The organism is Variovorax guangxiensis (assembly GCF_003952165.1).
Taxonomy (GTDB): Bacteria; Pseudomonadota; Gammaproteobacteria; order Burkholderiales; family Burkholderiaceae_C; genus Variovorax; species Variovorax guangxiensis.
This window is the reverse complement of sequence record NZ_RXFT01000001.1, coordinates 836,765-858,560: the sequence shown is the minus strand read 5'-3', so window position 1 is coordinate 858,560 and position 21,796 is coordinate 836,765. Positions and strand designations below refer to the sequence as shown.

Annotated in this window: 10 protein-coding genes; all 10 read left to right on the top strand. The window is 70.1% G+C overall.

The window, feature by feature from the left end; translation table 11 throughout:
• The first annotated feature begins 506 nt into the window (after window positions 1-506).
• The 10 genes from EJP67_RS04140 to gmd all read left to right on the top strand — a co-directional run bounded on the left by EJP67_RS04140 (window position 507) and on the right by gmd (window position 21,789).
• Window positions 507-7,757, top strand: coding sequence for a polyketide synthase (locus EJP67_RS04140; RefSeq protein WP_165909543.1), 7,251 nt, complete (start codon window positions 507-509; stop codon window positions 7,755-7,757).
• Window positions 7,754-12,769 carry a non-ribosomal peptide synthetase gene (locus EJP67_RS04135; protein ID WP_126019708.1) on the top strand — a complete coding sequence of 1,672 codons (5,016 nt, stop codon included), beginning with the start codon at window positions 7,754-7,756 and terminating at the stop codon, window positions 12,767-12,769. The genes EJP67_RS04140 and EJP67_RS04135 overlap by 4 nt, the downstream gene beginning before the upstream one ends.
• Window positions 12,770-12,774: 5 nt before the next feature.
• On the top strand, window positions 12,775-13,500 hold the full coding sequence (locus EJP67_RS04130) for a 4'-phosphopantetheinyl transferase family protein (protein WP_240650485.1): 726 nt from the start codon (window positions 12,775-12,777) through the stop codon (window positions 13,498-13,500).
• Window positions 13,497-14,321 (top strand): serine aminopeptidase domain-containing protein, encoded by an 825-nt coding sequence (locus EJP67_RS04125; protein ID WP_126019703.1) that lies wholly within the window; start codon window positions 13,497-13,499, stop codon window positions 14,319-14,321. The genes EJP67_RS04130 and EJP67_RS04125 overlap by 4 nt, the downstream gene beginning before the upstream one ends.
• Entirely contained in the window at window positions 14,314-15,267 is a 954-nt protein-coding gene (locus EJP67_RS04120) for an alpha/beta hydrolase family protein (protein WP_206169443.1), read from the top strand. The genes EJP67_RS04125 and EJP67_RS04120 overlap by 8 nt, the downstream gene beginning before the upstream one ends.
• A gap of 71 nt (window positions 15,268-15,338) precedes the next feature.
• Window positions 15,339-16,550 (top strand): polysaccharide biosynthesis/export family protein, encoded by a 1,212-nt coding sequence (locus EJP67_RS04115; protein WP_126019700.1) that lies wholly within the window; start codon window positions 15,339-15,341, stop codon window positions 16,548-16,550.
• Between the two features lie 50 nt (window positions 16,551-16,600).
• Complete coding sequence (locus tag EJP67_RS04110; RefSeq protein ID WP_126019698.1) at window positions 16,601-18,949, top strand: polysaccharide biosynthesis tyrosine autokinase; 2,349 nt, start codon at window positions 16,601-16,603, stop codon at window positions 18,947-18,949.
• Window positions 18,946-19,665: a sugar transferase gene (locus EJP67_RS04105; RefSeq protein WP_126019695.1), complete on the top strand. Its 720-nt coding sequence runs from the start codon at window positions 18,946-18,948 to the stop codon at window positions 19,663-19,665. Before EJP67_RS04110 ends, EJP67_RS04105 begins: the two co-directional genes overlap by 4 nt.
• A gap of 29 nt (window positions 19,666-19,694) precedes the next feature.
• Entirely contained in the window at window positions 19,695-20,672 is a 978-nt protein-coding gene (locus EJP67_RS04100; RefSeq protein WP_126019692.1) for a GDP-L-fucose synthase family protein, read from the top strand.
• On the top strand, window positions 20,665-21,789 hold the full coding sequence (gmd, locus tag EJP67_RS04095; RefSeq protein WP_126019689.1) for a GDP-mannose 4,6-dehydratase: 1,125 nt from the start codon (window positions 20,665-20,667) through the stop codon (window positions 21,787-21,789). Before EJP67_RS04100 ends, gmd begins: the two co-directional genes overlap by 8 nt.
• Window positions 21,790-21,796: the final 7 nt, after the last annotated feature.

The window sequence follows — 21,796 nt, the reverse complement described above, 5'->3', positions numbered from 1 at the left end:
GAATATCTTTTATACGGTTACAGCCTCTGCCAATTAAAAACAGTCGGCACCGGGAGGATGTTTCATTTTTCGACGACTTTTCCGGTGCGGTTTCCGCATGGTTCGCCGGCCCGCCGGGAGGCATCGTCCGGACCACCCCTGATGCGCCCGCCGCGGCGCCTCGGCCCCTCCTTCCCCCTGAATCTCCCCTTGAGTACCTTGCTTCTACCGGGCTTCCCCGATGCCCGGAGAGCATCGTCCGGCACCCTTTTCACCGCGAACGGCGCATCAGTTACCCAGTCCGGGACGATTCGGGTAGTACGCTTTAGAAATAACTTTATCCAGTTGTAACTTAAGCCTTAAGTCCCCACATCGGCAGTTGCAAACACCCTAGGATGAAGACACGAAAAAAGCGCGGACCATCTCCTGCTCTTTCAATTAGGCGAATGGATTTTCCATTCGCCTGATTGCTTTCGCCGTATTTCTTTTGGGATATTTACGTGGAAATTCAAACTGTTTCGCAGACGATGCAAGGCGCTCCGGAGCTCTCTCTGGAAGACCTGTTCGTGCCGCGATCCAATTCGAACGGCCTCACCGGCCGCCACGCTGGATCGGCGACGCTCTCCCCAAGCCTCGCGCGCGACTGGACACGCTGGCTCGCCGCCAGCGGCCAGCTGCCCGACACGCCCTTCGTGGCCGCATGGCTGCTGCTGCAGTCGCGCTGGCTCGGAAGCCCGCAGGCCGTGCATGGGCCCATCGCCGTCGAGGTCGACGCAGCCAGGGCTGCAAGCGCCTGGCTCGCCGAACTGGACGGCATCCGCCGCTCGTTCCCAACGGAAGACGCCGACGCCCCCGTGCGCCTGCGCCTCGACGCAGCCACCGCCTCGCTTCACATGGATGCGGCCGCGAGCCTGATGGACCCGGCGGCGATGGACCAGCTGCTCGCAGCCCTCGCCGACACAGCCCATGACCTGATCGAGCGCCCGGACGCAGCCCTGAGCGACATCCGCACCCAGCCTCAAGCCGACCGAGCCGATCAGCTCGAAGGCTGGAACACCGCCCTGACCCCTGTGGACCCGGCCCTGACCGTGCCCGCGATGTTCGCCCGTCAGGCAGCGGCATCCCCCGACGCCATCGCCATCGCCCAGGGCGACGCACGCATGAGCTACGGCGAACTCGACCGCAGTTCCAGCGACCTCGCCCGGCATCTGCAAAGCCTCGGCGTCCAGGCAGGCGACAGCGTGGGCATGCTGCTCGACCGCTCGATGCCGGCCATCGTCGCCCAGCTCGCCATCCTCAAGGCCGGCGGCGCCTACGTGCCCGTGCCCACGGACTACCCGGCCGAGCGCATCGCCTACATGCTTGCCGAGGCCGGTGCGCACCGCGTGCTCGCGACGCGGGAGCACCGCCACCTGGTCCCCCCTCATCACGACGTTTTTCTGGTCGACGAGCAGCAAGACAAGCAAAACCGGAGTTCATGGAATCCGCCGGCCATCGATGCCGAGTCGGTGGCCTATGTCATGTACACCTCGGGCTCCACGGGCACGCCCAAGGGCATCGAGATCTGCCATCGCTCGATCCTTCGGCTGGTGGTGGGCGTGGACTACGTCGACCTCGCCCCGGGCCTCGCGATGCTGCACGCGGCACCGCTGGGCTTCGACGCGGCCACGCTCGAGATCTGGGGACCGCTGCTCAATGGAGGCTGCTGCGTCATCCATGACGAGCGCGTGCCCACCGGCGCGGGCCTGGCCCGCACCATCGAGCGCCACGGCGTGCACACGGCCTGGCTCACGGCCGCGCTCTTCAATGCGGTGATCGACGACGGCCCGGCGCACCTCGCCGGCCTGCGCCACCTGTTCACCGGCGGCGAGGCGCTCTCGGTGCCGCACGTGCGGCGCGCCCTCGCCGCACTGCCGCAGCTCACGCTGAGCAACGGCTACGGCCCCACCGAGTGCACCACCTTCGCAGCCACGCACCGCATCGCCGCGCCATTGCCCGAGGGTCTGCGCTCCATTCCGCTCGGCCGTCCGATCAAGGACACCGTGCTGCGCGTGCTGAGCCCATCAATGGCGCTGCTGCCGACAGGCTTCGTGGGCGAGCTCTGCATCGGCGGCCACGGGCTGGCGCGCGGCTACCTTCGGCAGCCCGCGCTCAGCGCCGAGCGCTTCGTGCCCGATCCCTTCGGCGCCCCTGGCGAGCGGCTCTACCGCACCGGCGACCTCGCGCGCTGGCTGCCCGGCGGCACCATCGAATTCATCGGCCGCCGCGACGGCCAGGTGAAGATCCACGGCCACCGCATCGAGACCGGCGAAGTCGAGGCAGCGATCCTCGCGCACCCGGCCATCCAGTCGTGCGCCGTGGTCGCCCGGCCCGACGAAAGCGGGCAGCTGCGCCTTGTCGCCTACCTGGTTTCGCGCTCTGCGCAAGAGCGGCTTTCGTGGGACGCCCTGCGCGCCCACCTCACCGAGCGCCTGCCGGCGGCGATGGTGCCCTCGGCGCAGGTGTGGCTCGCCCAGTTGCCCGTCACCCCCAACGGCAAGCTCGACCGCAAGGCGCTGCCCGATCCGGCCGGCGAACGCCCCGAGCTTGCCCAGCCTTTCGAGGAAGCGCGCGACGCCGTCGAGCAGCGCGTGTGCGATGCCTTCGCGCGCGCACTGCGCATCGCGAAGGTCGGACGCAACGACAACTTCTTCGAGCTCGGCGGCGATTCGCTGCTCGTGCTGCAGGTGCTGGCCGACCTGCGGCAGGACTCGGCGGTGCCGCTGTCGGCCAATCTTTTCTTCCGCAACCCCACGCCAAAAGCGATTGGTGCGCGGATGCAGCCGGCGAGCGATCAGCCCGCCACGGCCGCTGCGGCCGGTTCCAAGGATCGACCGACCGCAGCGGCCCCCCATCCTGAAGACGCCGTGGCGCTGATCGCCACCGCCGGGCGCTTTCCCGGCGCGGCCGACGTGGAGCAGTTCTGGGACAACCTCGTCGCCGGCCGCGACACGATCAGCTTCTTCGACGACGCCTCGCTCGACGCCGGCATCTCCGAAGCGCTGCGCAGCGACCCGGCCTACGTGCGCGCCCGCGGCGTGATCGACGGCATCGAGGACTTCGACGCCGCCTTCTTCGGCATCGGCCCGAAGGAAGCGCAGCTCATGGACCCGCAGCAGCGCGTGTTCCTCGAGATCTGCTGGGAGGCGCTGGAGCGCGCCGGCTACGTGCCCGACGCGGCGCCGGGCCCGGTGGGCGTGTACGCCGGCATGTACAACGCCACCTACTTCCAGCGCCACGTGAGCACGCGGCCCGACCTGGTGGAGCCGGTGGGCGAGTTCCAGGTGATGCTGGCCAACGAGAAGGACTACATCACCACGCGGGTGGCGAACCGGCTCAACCTCACGGGCCCGGCCGTCAGCGTGCACACCGCCTGCTCGACCTCGCTGGTGGCGGTGGCCCATGCCTTCCACGCGCTGCGCACGGGCCAGTGCTACATGGCGCTGGCCGGCGGCGCATCGGTCACCTGCCCGCCGCGCAGCGGCTATCTCTACAACGAGGGCTCGATGCTCTCGCCCGACGGCCACACGCGCAGCTTCGACGCGCAGGCCCGGGGCACCGTCTTCAGCGACGGCGCGGCCGTGGTACTGCTCAAGCGGCTGGCCGATGCGCAGGCCGACGGCGACACCATCTACGCCGTGCTGCGCAGCGCCTGCGTGAACAACGACGGCGGCGCCAAGGCCAGCTTCACCGCGCCCAGCGTCGATGGCCAGGCGGCCGTCATCCGCGCAGCGCTGGCGGCCGCCGACGTGGACGCGCGCAGCATCTCCTACGTGGAAGCGCACGGCACCGCCACGCCGATGGGCGACCCGGTGGAAGTGGAGGCGCTGGCCTGCGCCTATGCCGAGCACACCGACGCGCTGGGCTTTTGCACGCTCGGTTCGCTCAAGAGCAACGTGGGCCACATGGTCACGGCGGCGGGCGCGGCGGGCCTCATCAAGACGGCGCTGGCGCTGCACCATGAGCAGATTCCGCCGACGGTGCATTTCAGCGCGCCGAACCCGGCGATCGACTTCGCGCGCACGCCCTTCCACGTCACCGCGAGCCTGCAGGAATGGCCGCGCACGCAACAGCCGCGCCGCGCGGGTGTCAGCTCCTTCGGCGTGGGCGGTACCAACGCTCACGTCATCGTCGAGGAAGCGCCGCCGCGCCCGGCCTCCCCACCGGCCGTGGGCGACCAGGTGCTGCTGCTCTCGGCACGCTCCGAAACCGCGCTCGGCGTGGCCGCCGGCCAGCTCGCCGCGCATCTCGAAGCCCGGCCCGAGCTGTCGCTCGCCGACGTGGCCCACACCCTCGCGGTAGGCCGCAAGGCCCACGCCTTCCGCCGCGCGGTCGTGGCCGGCAGCACTGCCGAAGCGGTGGCGGCGCTGCGCGATGCCGCCGCGCCAGGCGGCACCAGCGGCCGCGCCGCCCAGCGCGCGCAGCATCTCGTGCTGATGTTTCCCGGACAGGGCGCGCAGTACGCGGGCATGGGCCGCAACCTCCATGCGAACGACCCGGTGTTCGCCGCGGCCTTCGACGACTGCATGGCCGCCTTCGCCGGCGCGACCGATTTCGACCTGCGCGAGCGCATGTTCTGCGACGACCCGCAGGCGCTGGCACCTACCGCCGCCACGCAGCCGGCGATCTTCACGCTCGAATACGCGCTGGCCCGCCGGCTCCTGGCACTGGGCGCACGGCCGCATGCACTGATCGGCCACAGCGTCGGCGAATTCGTCGCGGCCGTGATCGCCGGCGTGATGCGGCTCGAGGACGCCGCGCGGCTGGTCGCCCGCCGCGGCGCGCTCATGCAGGCGCAGCCCGCGGGCGCGATGCTGTCGGTGCGCATGGGCGCGGCCGATCTCGCCGGCCGCCTCGGCCCGAATCTCTCGCTCGCCGCCGAGAACGGCCCCACCGCCTGCGTCGCCGCCGGCCCCTTCGAGGACATTGCCGCGCTGCAGGCCGCGCTGGAAGCCGACGGCATTCCCAGCCGCGCGCTGCAGACCTCGCACGCCTTCCACTCGGCCATGATGGACCCGGCCGTCGCGCCCTTCGAGGCGCTGGTGGCCAAGGTGGCGCTGCGCGCGCCGCAGATTCCGATCTTCTCGACCCTTACTGGCCAGCCGCTCGGGGACGCCGATGCCACCAGCCCGGCCTACTGGGCCCGGCACCTGCGCGGCACCGTGCGCTTCTCGCCGGCGGTGCGCAGCGCGATGGCGCAGGTGCAGAACCCGCTTTTCGTGGAGGCCGGCCCGCGCAGCACGCTCGCCACGCTGGTTCGCCAGCACGGCGCCGGCGCGGGCAGCGTCGTGCCGTTGCTGCACATGGAGCCCGGCGGCGATGCCGGCGAGGCCCGCACCCTGCGCCTCGCGCTCGCGCGCCTGTGGACATGCGGCGCCGAGGTCGAACTCTCGCGCCTGACCGCCCGTGCCGGCGCGCAGCGCGTGCGCCTGCCCACCACGCCTTTCGAGCGCAAGCGCTGCTGGGTCGACATCGCCCCAGCCGCCGCTTCTTCCGTGACCCCATCTGTCGCGGCTGCGCCCGTCGCCGCCGCCGTCGTCGTCCCACCCATTGCCCTGGAGCCGATCGTGACCGCTGCTACGCCCTCGCCTCTTCCTCCACCAAACGCGTCGCCCATCGACACGCGCCTGCGCGCCCTGTTCGAGGACATCTCCGGCCTCGACATGGCGCAGGCCGAGGGTCAGGCGCCCTTCGGCGAGCTCGGCCTGGACTCGCTCACGCTGACGCAGGCGGCCACGCAGATCAAGAAGCACTTCAAGGTCGCCGTCAGCTTCCGCCAGCTGATGGAGAACTACCGCAGCTTCGACGCGCTTTCCGCCTTCCTGCGCGAGAGCCTGCCGCCCGAAGCGGCGCCCGCGCCGGTTGTAGCTGCATCGGTGGCTGCGCCAGTCGAAAGCGCGGTCTCCGTATCGCGGGCAATGCCGCAGCCGCAGCCCGTGCCGATGCCGGTCTACATGCCGGTGCAAGGCAGCGTCGCCATGGGCGAGACCCAGTTGCCGCAGCTGATTTCGCAACAGATGGAATTGATGCGGCAGCAGCTCGCGCTGCTGTCTGGGGCGGTTCCAGCCGCGCCGCTGGTGACGCTGCAGCCCGTGATGTCCGCTCAGGCCGCGCCCGCAGCCGCGGCCCCGGGAACGTCGGCCGCCCCCGTCGCAACCACCGAAGAACCCGCCCAACCCGTTCGCTACGACGTGAGCAAGGCCTTCGGCGCCATCGCCCGCATCCACACCCAGCGCACCGCCGAGCCCAGCGGCCGGCAGAAGGCGCGGCTGGCGGCCTTCATCCGCCGCTACGTGGATCGCACGCGCAATAGCAAGGAGTTCACCGAGGCCAACCGGGCGCACATGGCCGATCCGCGCGTGGTCAACGGCTTCAGGCCGATCACGAAGGAGATCACCTACCAGATCGTCATCGAGCGCTCCAAGGGCTCGAAGATGTGGGACCTCGACGGCAACGAATACGTCGACGCGCTCAACGGCTTCGGCATGAACATGTTCGGCTGGCAGCCCGACTTCGTGCTCGACGCGGTGCGCCGCCAGCTCGACGCGGGCTACGAGATCGGCCCGCAGCATCCGCTGGCCGCCGAGGTGACGGCGCTGGTGTGCGAGCTCACCGGCAACGATCGCGCGGGCCTGTGCAACACCGGCTCCGAGGCCGTGATGGCGGCGCTGCGCATCGCGCGCACCGTCACCGGCCGCAGCACGGTGGTGGTGTTCACCGGCTCCTACCACGGCACCTTCGACGAGGTGCTGGTGCGCGCCGGCAAGGGCGGCAAGGGGCTCTCGGCCGCGCCGGGCGTGATGAGCGGCATGTTCGGCGACATCCGCGTGCTCGACTACGGCACGCCCGAGGCGCTGGAATTCATCCGCGAGAACGCGGGCGACCTGGCCGCCGTGGTGGCCGAGCCGGTGCAGAGCCGCCGGCCCGACTTCCAGCCGCGCGAGTTCCTGCACGAGCTGCGCGAGATCACCGCGAAGAACGGCTGCTGCCTGATCTTCGACGAGGTCATCACGGGTTTCCGCACCGCGCTGGGCGGCGCGCAGGAGTTCTTCGGCGTGCGCGCCGACCTGGCCACCTACGGCAAGGTGATCGGCGGCGGCTTCCCGGTCGGCGTGATCGCCGGCAAGCGCGAGTTCATGGACGCGCTCGACGGAGGCGCCTGGCAGTACGGCGACGACTCCATTCCCGGCGTGGGCGTGACCTACTTCGCGGGCACCTTCGTGCGCCATCCGCTCGCGCTCGCGGCTGCCAAGGCATCGCTCCTGCATTTGAAGGAAGCTGGGCCCGCGCTGCAGTCGGGGCTCAACACGAGCACCGCCGCCATGGCCGCGGAGCTCACGGGCTGGTGCAGGGAGGTGGGCGCGCCGGTGGAGATTCGGCACTTCGCGTCGCTGTGGCGCGTGAGCTGGCTCGAAGACCATCCGCTGCAGGACCTGCTGTTCGCCATGATGCGCAGCCGCGGGGTCCACATCCTGGACAACTTCCCGTGCTTCCTCACCAGCGCGCACAGCGCCGAGGACATCGCCTTCATCCAGCGCGCCTTCAAGGAATCGGTCGCGGAGATGCAGGAGTCCGGTTTCCTGCCGCGCCGCGCCGTCCCCATCGCCGCCTTCGACCGCCACAAGCCGGCCGAGGAAGGCTCCGTGCTGGCCCGCGACATCGACGGCCAGCCGTTCTGGTACGTGCCCGATGCGGCCGCCGCCAGCCAGCAACACGTCAACGGAAAGGTCGCAGCATGAACGCCGTTCTCAAGCCCGCCGCGAGCGGCGCCGTGGAATGCATCATCCCCACCACGGAATCGCAGCGCGAGGTCTGGCTCGGCGCGTCGCTGAGCCCAGAGGCCTCGATGGCCTACAACGAATCGGTGGTGCTGCGCCTGCGCGGCGAGCTCGACCGCCCGGCGCTCTCGCGCTCCATGGCCCGGCTGCTGGAACGCCACCAGGCCCTGCGCTCCACGATCTCGCCCGACGGCACCTGCATGCTGGTGAGCCACGCGGGCGGCAGCCCGATGACCGAGCACGACCTGGCCGGACTGGAGCCCGAGGCCCGCGCGCTGGCATTGAGCGATGCGCACGACGAGGCCGTGTGCACGCCCTTCTCGCTGGGGCACGGTCCGCTCTTCCGCGCCGCGCTCTACCGCCTCGGCGAGACCGATCACGAGCTGGTGATGTCGGCGCACCACGTGGTGTGCGACGGCTGGTCGTGGGCCGTCATCACCGAACAGCTGGGCCATCTCTACGCCGAGGAAACCGGCACCGGGCTGAAGCTGAAGGCCGCGCCGCTCTTCTCCGACTTTGCCGCCGAGGAAGCCGCCGCCGCCGCGCACCCCGACATGCAGGCGCACATCGACTACTGGCTCGGCCGCTTCCCCGGCAGCCCGCTGCCGGTGCTCGACCTTCCGATGGACCGCCCGCGTCCGGCCGCGCGCACCTTCAACTCGCGCCGCGCCGAGCGGCTGCTCGACAGGCGGCTGGTCGCCGCCGTGCGCTCGGCCAGCACCAAGGCCGGCATCAGCCTCTTCACCGGCCTGCTCAGCGGCTTCGTGGCGACGCTGCACCGCCTCACGGGGCAGGACGACATCGTGGTCGGCATTCCGGCTTCGGGCCAGCTCGCGCACGACATGCCGGGCCTGGTCGGCCATTGCGTGAACCTGCTGCCGCTGCGCATCGCCGCGCACGCCGGCATGCGCTTCGACGCGCTGATGGACGAGTGCAGCACCGCCGTGCTCGACGCCTTCGACCACCAGGCGCTCACCTATGGCGCGCTGCTGGGCCAGCTCTCGCTGGAGCGCGACCCGAGCCGACTGCCGCTGGTGAGCGTGGCCTTCAACGTCGACCCCGACGTGGCCAGCAGCGCGCAGGCGTTCACCACGCTGGACGTGGTGCAGGACACCATCGCCCGCCGCTACGAGAACTTCGAGCTCTTCGCCAACCTGCGCCCGCACGAGGGCGGCCTGATGGTCGAGGCCCAGTACAACACCGACCTCTTCGACGAGGTGAGCGTGCAGCGCTGGCTCGACATGTTCGAGTGCGTGCTGCAGTCGGCCTCGCACAGGCCCGACGAGACCGTCGGCCGGCTGGAGGTGCTGTCGGCCGACGCCGCGCGCGACCTGATCGCGCTGCAGCCGGCACGCGTTCCGCTGGTCGGCGCGCCGCTGGCGCATGCGGGCTTCCTCGCGCGCGTGCCGATGCAGCCCGACAGCCCCGCGGTGCGCGACGGCGCCAGGAGCTGCAGCTACGGCGAGCTCGACGCGCTGTCCAACCGGCTCGCACGCGCCCTGCGCGCACGTGGCGTGGGCCGCGGCCAGCGCGTGGGCCTGTGCCTGGAGCGCAGCCTGGAAATGGTGGTCGCGATGCTGGGCGTGCTCAAGGCGGGCGCCTCCTACGTGCCGCTGGACACCGCCTTCCCGCAGGCCCGCCTCGACCACTACGCCACCGACGCCAGCCTCAGCCTGATGCTGACCTCGTCGGACATCGCGGTCGCGCCGCGCGACTGGCGCGCCGACGCGGGCGCGCGCATCTTCGAGATCGACCGCGACAACTGGCGCCAGCTCTCCGGCGAGCCGCTGCCGCCGAGCGCGAACGACCCCGGCCCCGAAGACGCCTCCTACATCATCTACACCTCGGGCTCGACCGGGCTGCCCAAGGGCGTCATCGCCCATCACCGCGGCGTGGCGCACCTGCTGCAGTGGATGCAGCGCGAATCCAGCGTCGGGCCGCACGACCGCATCGCGGCGGTCACCACCCTGTCCTTCGACATGGCCGTGCCCGACCTGCTGCTGCCGCTGGCGGCGGGCGCTGAGCTGGTGATGGTCAAGCGCGAGGTCGCGATGGACGGCACGCGGCTGTCGCGCACGCTCGACGAGGAGCAGATCACCCTGCTGCAGGCCACGCCCGGCATGTGGCAGCTGCTGCTCGATGCCCAGTGGGCCGGCGGTGCGCCGGGCTTCCGTGGCTGGACCGGCGGCGAGGCACTGCGCCCGAGCATGGCGCTGGCGCTGTGCGAACGCATGGAAGGACTGTGGAACGGCTACGGGCCGACCGAGACCACCGTGTATTCCACCGCCTGGCATGTGCGCCCCGAGGAGATCGCCTCGCGCGGCGTCTCCATCGGCAGGCCGGTGGACAACACCGAGATCTGGATCCTCGACGCCGACCTGCAGCCCTGCCCCATCGGCGTGCCCGGCGAGATCTGCATCGCGGGCGAAGGCGTGTCGCTGGGCTACCTCGACCGCCCCGAGCTGACCGCCGAGCGCTTCGTCACGGTGCGCATCTTCGGCACGCCCAAGAAGGTGTACCGCTCCGGCGACCGCGGCCGCTGGCGCAACGACGGCCTGCTCGACCACCTCGGCCGGCTCGACTTCCAGGTGAAGGTGCGCGGCTACCGCATCGAGCCCGGCGAGATCGAGGTGCGCTGCTGCGAGGTCGAGGGCGTCTCGCGCGCGGTAGTGATCGCCCGCGAGGACAACCCCGGTGACGTGCGGCTGGTGGCCTACCTCGCGCTAAAGCAGGGTGCGGGCTTCGACCTCGAGACGCTGATGGTGCACCTGCGCAAGCACCTGCCGGCCTTCATGCTGCCGCAGCACGTGGTGACGATGGATGTGCTGCCCAAGCTGGCCAACGGGAAGATCGACCGCGTCTCGCTGCCGGCTCCGCAGGCGGTGCCGCGAGACGAGGTGCGCCGCGGCGCCGGCCCGTGCAACGAGCACGAGCGCAAGGTGCTCGCGCTGATGGAGAAGGTGCTGAGCCTGCCCGGGCTGGACATGCACGACGACTTCTTCACCATGGGCGGCCATTCGCTGCTGGCCGCGCGGCTCACCACGCTGCTGAGCCGCGAGTTCCAGGTGACGGTGCCGTTGCGCACCCTGTTCGAGTCCCCCACGGCCGGGAAGCTGGCGGCGTCCATCCAGGCGCTGCAGGGCGCGGGCGTGGGGCTGCAGGCGCCCATCGGCCGCAGCATCGGGCGCACCACCGCGCCGCTGACGATGGCACAGGAGCGCATCCGCTTCATGGAGCAGCTGCACCCCGGCCGTTCGGTCTACAACGCGCCCTCTGCGCAGCGGCTCACCGGGCAGCTCGACGCGGCACGCTTCGAGAACGTGTGGCGCGAGATCATCCGCCGCCAGCCCTCGCTGCGCACCCACATCGGCATCGACGCGGGAAGCGGCAGGCCGGTGCAGGTGATTTCGGAGTCAGCGGAATTCACGCTGCCGCTGGTGGACCTGCGCGGCCTGCCCGCCGACCAGCGGGAGGCCGAACTGGCCGAGCGCATGCAGGAGCTGGCGGACCGGCCCATCGACATCCACAGCGCGCCGATGATGCATGCGACGCTGTTCCAGCTCGACGACAACGAGCACGTCTTCCTTTTCGTTCCGCACCATCTGATCTGGGACGGCTGGTCCTTCGACCTGATGCAGCGCGAGCTTTCGGCCCTGTACGACGCGGCCGAGCGCGGCCGACCGCACAACCTGCCCGCGCTCTCCACCACCCAGGGGGACTACGCGGAGTGGCTGGAGAAGTGGCTGGCCGGGCCTGCCTGCGAGGAGCAGCTCGCCTTCTGGCGCGGCCGCCTCGAAGGCGCGAAGGCCGTGCGCCCGCCGGTGACCGACATGCCCCGGCGCGCCGGCAAGAGCGGCCAGGGCGGCGCGCACTGGATCCACATCGACCTGCAGAGCACGCAGCGGCTGCGCGAGATCGCGCGCGACATGGACGTGACGCTGAGCATGCTGACCTTCGGCGTGTACGCGCTGACCATGGCCCAGGTGACCGGCAACGACGCCATCGTCATCGCCAACCCGGTGCGTGGGCGCCAGCAGGCCGAGACCGAAGACGTGATGGGCTTCTTCAACAACGTGCTGCCGGTTTCGCTCACCATCGACCGCTCGCTCGCGCTGCCGGCCTTCATGCGCTACGTGAAGCAGGAGCTGCTGTCGATGATGAACAACCAGCAGGTGCCCTTCGAGCGCCTGATGGCCGAGCCGGGCTACGCGGGGCAGATCAAGACCTCCGGGCCCTACCAGTCGATGTTCTCGTTCCAGGACGCCCGCGAGCGCGCCCGCTCGGTCGGCAGCCTGCAGACCCGCCAGGTGCACGTGATGCAGCACGGCGCCACCGACGACATCGGCGTGTGGCTGATGGACAAGCCGCACGGCCTGGAAGGCGCGCTGATCTACAACGCCGACGTCTACCTGCGCGAGACCGGCGCCCAGCTGCGCGAGCGCTATCTCGAAGTGCTGCGCCGCGTGGCCGAGGAACCCGGCGCCACGCTGGAGCGGATCACCGACCCCGAGATGTCGACCAGCGCCGCCTACCTGCGCAAGATGGCGGCGGCCGACCCGGGCAAGGCTGCCGCCGCTAACGGTACCGTCGACGGCAACGGCGGCGCGGCCAGGGCGAAGCAGATCCAGCTCGAGCCCGAGCAGGCACAGCTCGCCCGCATCTGGGCCGAGGTGATCGGCATCGACGTGGCCGACATCCGCGCTGGCGACAACTTCTTCGACCTCGGCGGCGACTCGCTTCTGGTGCTGCGCGCCGTGCAGCAGGCGGCCCTGACGCTGGGCCACCGCGTGGAGCCGCGCCGCTACCTGTTCGAAAACCTCGGGCAGATCGCCTCGTCGCCGCGCGTCGCGGCCGGGGGCGTGCCGTCGGACCTCGCCGAGCTCGCCGCCGGCACGGCCGCGCACGCGCAGCAGCATCAGCAGCAGCGCGGCGGACTGCTCGGCGCCCTCGGCGGCTGGCTGCGCAAGGGGTGATGAGCATGGCCGGCCATTCCCCCCAGCCGCTTTCCATCGACGTGCCGCTGTGCCTGTACGTCGACCTGGACAGGTTCGCGGGCCTTCCGTCGGAGCAGGTTCTCTCCGACGAGGAACGCGAGCGCGCCGAGAGCTTCCGCTCGCCGGTGGACCGCCAGCGCTACGTGGCCTCGCACCTCGCGCTGCGGCAGGCGCTGAGCGAGTACACCGGCCTGCAGCACGCCGAGCTGCACCTGTCGAAGGGCTCCTTCGGCAAACCGTCGCTCACCGGCCATGCGCGCACGCAGTTCTCGCTGAGCCACAGCCAGGGGCTGGCGCTGATCGCCATCGGCGGGCGCGGCCCGCTGGGCGCCGACATCGAGCTGCTGCGCCCGGTGCCCGACGCGGCGGTGCTCGCGGCCGAGCATTTCACCCGCCGCGAGCAGGAAGCGCTGGCCGCCCTGCCCGCGCAGGAACGCGACCGCGCCTTCCTGACCTGCTGGACCCGCAAGGAAGCCTGCCTGAAGGCCATCGGCGTGGGGCTGCTGGTGTCGTCGCAGAGTTTCGAAGTGGGCCTGGAGCCCGACTGCCGCAGCGTGGAGCTTGCGGTGGCGGGCCGCATCCTCTGGCTGCTGCTGGGCCCGGCGCCCGAGCGGATGGACTGCGTGGGCTCCATCGCCGAATGGCGGCAGACGGAGGCGCGCGCCGGCAACGCCAGCCACTCGGGCCGCCTGCTGGAGGCGCACGCATGAGCCACCTGAAGCCGATCATGTTCGGGCCGGCCTCGCGGCAGCTCTTCGGCGTGTTCCATCCCGCCGAGGAAGACAGCGTCGGCGGCAACACCGCCGTGCTGCTGTGCCCGCCCTTCGGGCAGGAGGGCCTGCGCACCCACCGCTTCTTCAAGGTGCTGGCCGAGCGGCTCTCGCGCTCGGGCATTGCCACGCTGCGCTTCGACTTCTACGGCTCTGGCGATTCTCCGGGCGAGGAAGTCGAGGGCGAGCTCGACGGCTGGCGCCGCGACCTCTGCTCGGCGCACGAAGAGCTGCGGCGGCGCGCGCCCGGCGCTTCCATCGTGTGGATCGGCGCGCGGCTCGGCGCCACCGTGGCGGTGCTGGCGGCGCGCGGCGGGCGCTGCGACCCCGTGCGGCTGGTGCTGTGGGAGCCGGTGATCGACGGGCGCAGCTATGCGCGGCTGCTGCGCGAGCAGCACGTGGCCGCCATCGACACCACCTTCTGCATTCCCGACCTGGCGTGGCGCCGAAGCCTGCTGCAGGAGCCCGAGGCGATGCCCGAGGAGGCGCTGGGCACCCTGCTCTCGCCCGCGCTGCGCGCGCAGCTGGCGGCGCTGGTGCCCGAGTCGCTGCCGCTCACCGCGCTGCACGACACGCTGGTGCTCGCCGGCCCCGACGACGAGCGCACCGCCCAGTGGGCGGCCGACCAGCAGTCGCGCCACATGCCGGTGCGCCTCGCGTACTTCAGCCACCAGCTCGACTGGACCTCCGACCCCTATCCCAACAGCGCGATGGTCCCGGCCGATGCGCTCAACCGCCTGCAGGGTGCTCTTCATGAATGACCCGACCACGACGCTTCCGGGCGCCATCGCCCAGGCCCCGCTGCAGTTCGGGCCCGGCGACGCGCTGATGGGCATGCTCACGCTGCCGGCGCGGCCGGCGCGCGGCGGCACCGCCTGCCTCATGTTCAACATGGGCGCCAACCACCGGGTGGGGCCGCGCCGCATCAACGTGAAGCTGGCGCACCTGCTGGCCGCGCGCGGCGTGGGCAGCCTGCGCTTCGACCTGGGCGGCATCGGCGACAGCGACGCGCTGGCCACCTCGCCCGACCTGCATGTGCGCGCGGTGCACAGCCTGAAGGCGGCTATGGACGCCGCGCAGCGCACGCTGGGCGTGAACCAGTTCGTGATCGTGGGCATGTGCTCGGGCGTGGAGCACGCCATGTCGGCCGCTCTGGCCGACCGGCGCGTGGTGGCGCTGTCGCTGTTCGACGGATTCGCCTTTCCCGAGCTGCGCGCGCGGCTGGAGCGCAACCTGCGCCGCGCGCTGGCCGCGCCCGCGCACCCGTCCTTTCCGGGCAAGGCCAGGCGCTGGCTGCAGCGGCACTTTCTGCGCAGCCACTCGGCCACGCCCCTGCCGGGCTTCTTCGCTGAAAGGCGCGCGCCCGAGGCCAACGCGATCTGGTTCGGCGCCGCGCTGCAGCGCCTTGCCGAGCGCAACGTGGCGATGCAGCTGCTGTATTCGGGCTCGCTGCACGTGTGCGACCGCGGCCGCGACCAGCTCGGCGCCTTCGCCCGCAAGCCCTTCGCGCAGGGGCTGCAGTACGAGTTCCTCGGTGAGGTCGATCACACCGTGTGCACCGCGAGAGGCCAGCAGCTCTTCCTGCGCAGCGTGGGCGACTGGGTCGCCGAGCGCTGCCTGGCCGGCGGCACCGAGCGGCGCAGCCAGGGCAGCAGCCGGGCACCTGCCAGCCCCGAACCGGCCATGACCACCTGGGCCGCGCTCTGACAGAGCTCCACGCCGAACCATTCATTCACGCCTTGCACCACCCGCCACAACCAGCCGTCAAGGAGATCACCATGCAACGCCACGATCCAGCGACACAAGCACGCGGAACGCAACCGTCCGCGGTCCTGGCCCGGACGCCAGCGCAGGCACGGCTGCGATGGTTCGGGCTGGCCATGCTGGTCTCGATCTGCCTGGTGATGCTCGCGGGCTGCGCTCCGGGATTCGGCTCGGTGGCACCGCTGGGCTTCACCCGCGCCAACGGCGACAGCACGGCCTCGGGCAGCACCGGACAGATCATCCCGATCACGCCCGACCTGATCCGCACGCAGATCGCGCAGCGGCCCAAGGGCGTGCCCGAGAACATCAAGCGCCTGTTCACCGCGGCCCCGGTCTACACCATCGGGCCGGGCGACGTGGTGGGCATCATCGTGTACGACCACCCCGAGCTGCTGCCGAACGCCGGCGCGGTGATCGCGCAGCAGTCGGACCCGACGGGCGTGACCGTGGCGCCCGGCTTCATCGTCGACGCCAAGGGCGAGATCTTCTTTCCGTACATCGGGCGCACCAAGGTGCAGGGCCTGACCGAGAGCGGCGCGTCGGAGCTGATCGCGCAGCGCATCAAGTCCTTCATCAAGGACCCGCAGGTGACGGTGCGCATCCAGTCCTTCCGCAGCCAGCGCGCCTACGTGCAGGGCGAGGTGCGCACACCGGGCCTGCAGATCTTCACCGACGTGCCGATGACGCTGTCGGAGGCCATCAGCCGCGCCGGCAGCTTCACCCAGGCCGGCGACCGCGCGAACGTCACGCTCACGCGCGGCGGAGTCTCGACGGTCATCAACCTGCCGATGCTCCAGGCGATGGGCGCCGACCCCAACAGCATTCCGCTGCGCAACGGCGACATCGTGAATGTCGGCACCCGCGAGGACAGCCGCGTCTACGTGATGGGCGAGGTGCGCGCGCCGTCGGCGCTGCAGATGCGCAACAACGGCCGGCTGAGCCTGAACGAGGCGCTCGGCGATGCAGGCGGGCCCGACCTCGCGACCTCCGACCCCGGCCAGATCTACGTGGTGCGCAACTCGCCCGACAACCTGGACGTGCAGCAGGTCTTCAACCTCAACGCGAAGAACCCGGTGGCGCTCGCGCTGGCCGACCGCTTCGAGCTGCAGCCGCGCGACGTGGTGTACGTCGACCGCGTGCCCCTGGTGAGCTGGAGCCGCGTGTTCAGCCTGATCCTGCCGGCCGCCCAGGTCGTCAACCTCGCCCGCGACACGGCCCGCCGCTAGGCGCCTCGCCCGTCCGGACAGCAACAACGCCAACGCAAAAGGTGAACCCCATGAACGCGCACTGGCAACCGTCACTTCCCGCGCCCGCGGGCACCCCAGTGACGGTGCTCGAAACCACGGCCTGGCCCCGCGAGTCCCGCTTCCACGAGTACTTCGACATCCTCGTGGACAACCGCTGGCTGATCGCCGGCATCACGGCGCTGGCGCTGCTGGCGGGCGTGGGCTACGCGCTCTTCGGCACCCGCGTGTACGAGGCCAACATCCTGATCCAGGTGGAAGACCCCGACCGCTCGGGCGGCAACTTTCCGGGCGATGCCAACGGAGGCGGCGGCATCAGCGTGAAGACGCCGACCGCAGGCGAGACCGAGATCCTGCGCTCGCGCATGGTGCTGGGCCAGGCGATGGAGAACACCCGCCTCTACATCGGCGCGAAGCCGCTCTACATACCCGTGGTGGGTGAGTTCCTGGCGCGGCATTCGAGCCGGCTTTCCACGCCGGGCGTGTTCGGCTGGGGCAACTATGTCTCGGGCACCGAGCAGATCGCCGTCGCGCAGATGGACGTGCCGCCCGCCCTGGAGGGCAAGAAGTTCACGCTGGTCGCGGGCACCGAGGGCAACTACACCCTGACCAGCCCCGAGCTCGAGTCGCCGCTGCACGGCACCGCCGGCACGCCGCTGGACGCCACCGTGCCCGGCGGCAACCTGCACCTGCTGGTGGGCTCCTTCGAGGCCCGCCCCGGCGGGGCCTTCGAGCTGGTGCGCTACTCGAAGCAGCTCACGCTCCTGGGCCTGCAGCGCGACCTGCGCGTGGTCGAGAAAGGCAAGCAGTCGGGCGTGATGGACATCAGCCTGCAGGCCGAGAACCGCAACCAGCTCGCCGGCGTGCTCAACGAGATCGCGGGCCTGTACGTGCGCCAGAACATCGAGCAGAAGACGGTGCAGGCCGAGCGCGCCCTGGCCTTCCTGGGCACCGAGCTGCCCAAGTTCAAGCAGCAGCTGGAGCAGTCCGAGGACGCCTACAACCAGTACCGCAACCAGAACGGCACCATCAGCCTGGACGACGAGGCCCGCAACGCGCTGACGCAGAACGTCGACCTGCAGGCCAAGCTCTTCGACGCCAAGCAGAAGCGCCTGGACCTGGTGGGCCGCTTCACCGCCCAGCACCCGATGGTGCAGACGCTCGACGCGCAGATCGCCTCGCTCAAGAAGGAGCTGGGTTCGGTGGACGGCCGCATCCGCCGCATGCCCATGCTGCAGCAGAACGCGGTGCGCATGCAGCGCGACATCAAGGTCAACACCGAGCTCTACGCGACGCTGCTCAACAGCTCGCTGCAGATGCGGCTGGCCAAGGAAGGCAAGGTGGCCAACGTGCGCGTGCTCGACCAGGCGCTGGTGGCCGAGAAGCCGGTGCGGCCCAAGCCGGTCATCGTGGTCGCGCTGGCGCTGGCCGGCGGCCTCTTCGCCGGTGGCGCGGCGGCGCTGGCGCGCAAGAACCTGAAGCGCTCCATCGAGAGTCCGGACCACATCGAGGCCATCACCGGGTTGAACGTGTACAGCAGCATCCCGCTGAGCACGCAGCAGCGCGTGCTCGACCGCGCGGTGCGCAAGGGCAAGCCCGGCGTCAAGGTGCTGGCGGCGCTGCACGTGGAAGACCCGGCGCTCGAAGGCCTGCGCAGGCTGCGCACGGCGCTCAAGTTCGTGATGGTGGGCGCGCCCAACAACCGCATCCTGATTTCCAGCGCCACGGCCGGCGCGGGCAAGACCTTCGTGTCGTCGAACTTCGCCACGCTGCTGGCGGTGTCGGGCAAGCGGGTGCTGCTGATCGACGGCGACCTGCGCCGCGGCACCCTGACCGAGGACTTCGGCCTGCAGCGCCGCGACGGCCTGGCCGACGTCATCAACGGCGAGGTGCCTCTGGAGCAGGCCATCCACCACCAGGTGCTGCCCTACCTGGATGTGATGTCCGCCGGCACGCCGCACCCGGACCCGGCCGGCCTGATGACCAGCGACACCTTCGCGCATGCGCTGGCGCTGCTGTCGGCACGCTACGACGTGGTGGTGATCGACGCGCCCCCGGCCCTGCTGGCCTCCGAGACCGCCGCCATGGCGCCGAGCATGGGCACCGTGCTGCTGGTGGCGCGCGCCGACAACAGCGAGATGGGCGAGCTGCTCGAAAGCAGCAAGCGGCTGGCCCACGTGGGCGCGGCCTTCCACGGGGTGGTGTTCAACGCGGTCGACACCACGCAGCGCCGCAACCGCAGCTACAGCTACGGCTACTACGGCTATGCCCCCACGACCACCGCCGCCGCTCCCGCGCCCCGGCGCGATCCCGCCTACCAACTGGACACGGCCGACACCGTGATGCCCAGGCGCATCGAACCGGAGCACGCCGAATCATGAACACGCTCAGATCCACCTCCTCCACCGGGCACGGGCCCGGCAATCCGGGCGTCGGCACCGCGGCCGCCAACACGGCGCCCTACATGCCGCTGGGCGGCGCGCCCTGGCTGCGCCGCGCCAAGCGCATGGCCGACATCCTGATGGCCGGCTCCTTCTTCCTCTTCTTCGGCTGGGCCTATGCGCTCGTATGGCTCGGCGTGCTCTACACCTCCGGAGGCCCGGCCATCTACATGCAGCCGCGCTACGGCAAGGGCGGGCGCGTCTTCAAGTTCTACAAGTTCCGCTCGATGGTGGCCGACGCCGACGCGGTGCTGGCGCGCCACCTGCGCCAGAACGAGGCCGCGCGGCGCGAATGGGCCGTCTACCAGAAGCTGCAGAACGACCCGCGCATCACTCGCTTCGGCGCCTTCCTGCGCAAGTACAGCATCGACGAGTTCCCGCAGTTCTGGAACGTGCTCAAGGGCGACATGAGCATGGTCGGCCCCCGCCCCTGCATGTTCGCGCAGAAGGACCTGTACGGCGACTACTGGGACCACTACTGCGCCGTGCGCCCTGGCATCACCGGCCTGTGGCAGATCAGCGGGCGCAACGAGATCAGCTACCGCCGCCGCGCCGCGATGGACGCGGAGTACGTCGCGCACCTGTCGCTGTGGCGGGACTTCGTGATCCTGCTGAAGACCTTCGGGGTGGTGACGGGGGCGCGCGGGTCGCGCTGACCGGCTTCGATTCCCTACCGAAAGAACATATGCGGATATTTGTTGCGGGACACCGTGGAATGGTCGGCCAGGCCCTGGCGGGCCAGCTGCGCGAGCTCGGCCACGAGGTGGTTTGCCGCCAGCGCTGCGAGCTCGATCTTCTGGACCAGCGAGCCGTAGGCCGCTTCTTCTCGGAAGAGCAGATCGACCAGGTCTACCTGGCGGCTGCCAAGGTCGGCGGCATCCATGCCAACACGAGCTATCCGGCGCAATTCATCTACGAGAACCTCATGATCGCGGCGAACGTGACGCATCAGGCGTTTCTTGCAGGCATCAGGCGGATTCTCTTTCTCGGTTCGAGCTGCATCTACCCGCGCCTGGCAGGACAACCCATACACGAGGAATACCTGCTCGACGGCAGGCTGGAGCCGACCAACGAGCCCTACGCGATCGCCAAGATCGCCGGGCTCAAGCTGTGCGAGAGCTACAACCGGCAGTACGGGGAAAGCCACGGCGTCGACTACCGCAGCGTGATGCCGACCAACCTGTACGGGCCGGGCGACAACTATCACCCCGAGAACAGCCACGTCGTGCCGGCGCTGATCCGCCGCTTTCATCAGGCGAAGCTGGACGATGCGCCGAGCGTGCAGATCTGGGGCAGCGGCCGGGTACGCCGCGAGTTCCTCTACGTCGACGACATGGCGCAAGGGTGCATCGCCGTGATGAACCTGCCCCGCGCGGCCTACGAGCTGCAGACGGACCCGATGCGCAGCCACATCAACCTCGGCACCGGCGAGGACGTGTCGATCTCGGAGCTTGCGGAACTGATCCGCGACGTCGTCGGCTACCGCGGAGACATCCGCTACGACCCGGCGAAGCCCGAGGGCACGCCGCGCAAGTTGCTGGACGTGTCCCGCGCGGCAGCCATCGGCTGGAAGGCCCGCGTGCCGCTTGCCGAGGGTTTGCGCCGTACCTATTCCGCCTATCAGGCATCCACCCGCCTCACCGAGGAGATCGAACATGTCTAAGCGCGCTCTGATCACCGGCATCACCGGCCAGGACGGCTCCTATCTTGCCGAGTTGCTGATCGAAAAAGGCTACGAGGTGCACGGCATCAAGCGGCGGTCCTCCCAGTTCAACACGGGACGCATCGACCATCTCTACTCGGACGTCCATTCGAAGGCGCAGCGACATCTGCACCTGCACCACGGCGACCTGTCCGACGGCAGCAACCTCACCCGGATCATGCAGGAGGTGCAGCCCGACGAGGTCTACAACCTGGGGGCGCAGAGCCATGTGGCCGTCAGCTTCGAAAGTCCCGAGTACACGGCCGACATCAATGGCCTGGGCGCGTTGCGCCTGCTCGAGGCCATCCGGCTCCTGGGCCTTCAATCGAAGACACGTTTCTACCAGGCCAGCACGAGCGAACTCTACGGACAGGTGCAGGAGTCCCGCCAGAGCGAAGCGACTCCCTTCTACCCGCGCAGCCCCTACGGTGCGGCGAAGCTCTTCGCCTACTGGATTACCAAGAACTACCGCGAGGCCTACGGCTTCTACGCCTGCAACGGAATCCTGTTCAACCACGAGAGTCCGCGCCGAGGAGAGACTTTCGTGACCCGCAAGGTCACGCGGGGCCTGGCGAACGTGGCGCAGGGCCTCGAACAGTGCCTCTTCCTCGGCAACATGAACGCATTGCGCGACTGGGGCCATGCCAAGGACTACGTACGGATGCAGTGGCTGATGCTGCAGCAGCCCACGGCCGTCGACTACGTGATCGCGACCGGAGCGCAATACAGCATCCGCGACTTCGTGACCCGCGCCGCGCGGCAACTCGGCATCTCGCTGGTCTTCGAGGGCGAAGGCATCGACGAGGTGGCGATCGCCGCCGATGTCACCGGCGAAGACGCACCTGCGGTCTGCCCGGGCGATGTGTTGGTCCGCGTCGATCCGCGCTACTTCCGCCCCTCGGAAGTCGACACACTGTGCGGCAATCCCTCGAAGGCAGCGGATGAACTCGGCTGGGTACCGGAGATATCCCTCGATCAGATGATCGCCGAGATGGTGGCCAGCGATCTCGAACTGGCCAAGCGCCAGGCGCTGCTGCAGCGTCACGGCTATCACACGCCGCAGAGCATCGAGGCCTGAAAGCGGC

What these genes read in the sequence shown, in the direction of transcription:
- EJP67_RS04140 (WP_165909543.1), top strand. Translation starts at nt 507, where the DNA reads ATGCAAGGCGCTCCGGAGCTCTCTCTGGAAGACCTGTTCGTGCCGCGA.
- EJP67_RS04135 (WP_126019708.1), top strand. Translation starts at nt 7,754, where the DNA reads ATGAACGCCGTTCTCAAGCCCGCCGCGAGCGGCGCCGTGGAATGCATC.
- EJP67_RS04130 (WP_240650485.1), top strand. Translation starts at nt 12,775, where the DNA reads ATGGCCGGCCATTCCCCCCAGCCGCTTTCCATCGACGTGCCGCTGTGC.
- EJP67_RS04125 (WP_126019703.1), top strand. Translation starts at nt 13,497, where the DNA reads ATGAGCCACCTGAAGCCGATCATGTTCGGGCCGGCCTCGCGGCAGCTC.
- EJP67_RS04120 (WP_206169443.1), top strand. Translation starts at nt 14,314, where the DNA reads ATGAATGACCCGACCACGACGCTTCCGGGCGCCATCGCCCAGGCCCCG.
- EJP67_RS04115 (WP_126019700.1), top strand. Translation starts at nt 15,339, where the DNA reads ATGCAACGCCACGATCCAGCGACACAAGCACGCGGAACGCAACCGTCC.
- EJP67_RS04110 (WP_126019698.1), top strand. Translation starts at nt 16,601, where the DNA reads ATGAACGCGCACTGGCAACCGTCACTTCCCGCGCCCGCGGGCACCCCA.
- EJP67_RS04105 (WP_126019695.1), top strand. Translation starts at nt 18,946, where the DNA reads ATGAACACGCTCAGATCCACCTCCTCCACCGGGCACGGGCCCGGCAAT.
- EJP67_RS04100 (WP_126019692.1), top strand. Translation starts at nt 19,695, where the DNA reads ATGCGGATATTTGTTGCGGGACACCGTGGAATGGTCGGCCAGGCCCTG.
- gmd (WP_126019689.1), top strand. Translation starts at nt 20,665, where the DNA reads ATGTCTAAGCGCGCTCTGATCACCGGCATCACCGGCCAGGACGGCTCC.